Below are 2142 nucleotides of genomic sequence, written 5' to 3'. Positions count from 1 at the left end.
GGGGTGGGTGTGATCGTAGAAATGCTTCGCGGCGAGAGCGGAACGACCCAATAGGATCGGCTCATCATCGGCGCCCCGGATTACAGAGTGTCCGAGGCGACGATGCTCTCCCTGACCCAATGACTGCCACGCCAAGTGTCGGGCGGCTACCTCCAGTCAGCGATTCCGATCAACACAGCTCCACGTTGCGGGTCGATCGCACCGACTTTACCCACGAGCGGACCTTCCCAAGGTCACCTAAGAGTCGAGGCTGTGTGAAAACGCCTCCCGATCGAGCGAATTAGGATAGCCTTCCGGGTCAGCAGGAGGTGGGTATGAGCCGCTTCGTTCAGGGCGCCGATCGCCGGCAGCAGACGCTGCTTCCCGAGTGTCTCGACGACTATGTGGCCGAGGATAATCCGGTCCGGGTGGTCGATGTCTTCGTCGACGAGCTGGATCTGAAGGGTCTGGGCTTTGAGGGCATGACGCCGGCGGCGACGGGCCGGCCCGCCTATCACCCGGCCATGCTGCTGAAGCTCTACGTCTACGGCTATCTGAACAAGGTGCAGTCCAGCCGGCGGCTGGAGCGCGAGGCGCAGCGCAACGTCGAGCTGATGTGGCTGACGGGGCGACTGGCGCCGGACCACAAGACCATCGCCGACTTCCGCCGCGAGAACGGCCCGGCGATCCAGGCGGCGTGCGCCCAGTTCGTGGTGCTGTGCCGCCAGCTCGGCCTGTTCGGATCAGCCCTGGTCGCGATCGACGGTTCGAAGTTCAAGGCGGTGAACACCCGCGACAGGAACTTCACCGCCTACAAGGTCAAGCGGCGCATCGAGCAGGTCGCCGAGCACATCGCCGGCTATCTGCAGGACCTCGACACGGCGGATCGTCACGAGGGCGAGGCCGCCGAGGCGCGGTCCGGGCGACTGGTCGAGAAGATCGACCGGCTCCGGGCCCAGATGGCGATGCTCAAGGCGATGGAGGCCGAGGTCGCGGCGTCACTCGACGGCCAGGTCTCCCTGACCGATCCGGACGCTCGGGCCATGGCGACGTCGGGTCGAGGCAGCGGCATCGTCGGCTACAACGTCCAGTCCGCCGTCGAAGGTGAGCATCACCTGATCGTCGCCCACGACGTGGTCATGACCGGCCTGGACAAGCATCAGCTCGCCTCGATGGCGGGCAAGGCCAAGGACGCCATGGGCGTCGAGGCGATCGACGTGCTGGCCGACCGCGGCTACTTCTCTGGCGAGGAGATCCTCGCCTGCGAGACCATGGGCGTGACGCCCTACGTCCCCAAGCCCCTGACCTCAGGCGCCAAAGCGGCGGGCCGCTTCGGCAAGCAGGACTTCGTCTACCAGCCCGATCAGGACGTCTATCGCTGCCCGGCCGGCGCGCTGCTGCCGCGCCACATGACGACCATCGAGAAGGGACTGACGTTGCACCGCTACTGGAACCGGGCCAGTTGCACCGGCTGCTCGCTCAAGAGCCAGTGCACCCCCAGCGTCGAGCGTCGGGTCACCCGCTGGGAGCATGAGGCGGTGATCGACGCGCTGCAGGCCCGGATGGACCTCGCTCCCCGCGCCATGCGCACCCGACGACGACTGGTCGAACACCCGTTCGGCACGATCAAGGCCTGGATGGGCCACACCCACTTCCTGATGAAGCGGCTGCCAAACGTGAAGACGGAGATCAGCCTCCACATCCTCGCCTACAACATGAAGCGGGTGATGGCGGTGCTCGGAACGAAGCCCCTGATGGAAGCGATCAGAGCCTGAGAAGGAGGCGCTCCGCGCCTCGTCGCCACTACCGTCTCCCCGTGGCCCAACAGGTTTTTACACGGCCTCGGTCGAAAGCGGAATTTGGAAGTGCTCCCCAACGCGGACATATCGCGTCGGTCCGACCCCAACGGTTTTACACCCTTGGCTGAAACCCTTGCTGTACTTGAGGTCGTAATGGCCCAGTTTTACAGCTAAGTATCAGATTTTTAGTGCATTCGCCTTGGTTTGGGACCAGAGGGTCGGAGGTTCGAATCCTCTCGCCCCGACCATGGTTTAAGCCCGTTTGGGCTGGATGAGTTTTACACTCGCCCCAAAGGCGCGAAGCGCTGCCTTTCGATCGGTTCCTCGGTCGACATCGCCCTTAGTACCAAGAGCAGACTCTGCG

Annotated in this window: 1 protein-coding gene; it reads left to right on the top strand. The window is 64.2% G+C overall.

Annotated elements, in window-relative coordinates; genetic code table 11:
- Window positions 1–314 precede the first annotated feature (314 nt).
- Complete coding sequence (locus tag AB0J10_RS31690) at window positions 315–1754, top strand: IS1182 family transposase (protein ID WP_363066538.1); 1440 nt, start codon at window positions 315–317, stop codon at window positions 1752–1754.
- Window positions 1755–2142 lie beyond the last annotated feature (388 nt).

Source organism: Streptomyces sp. NPDC049887, assembly GCF_040656535.1.
GTDB lineage: Bacteria > Actinomycetota > Actinomycetes > Streptomycetales > Streptomycetaceae > Streptomyces.
The sequence above is the reverse complement of the archived record's forward strand: the minus strand, read 5'-3'. Positions and strand labels throughout refer to the sequence as shown.

What these genes read in the sequence shown, in the direction of transcription:
- AB0J10_RS31690 (WP_363066538.1), top strand. Translation starts at nt 315, where the DNA reads ATGAGCCGCTTCGTTCAGGGCGCCGATCGCCGGCAGCAGACGCTGCTT.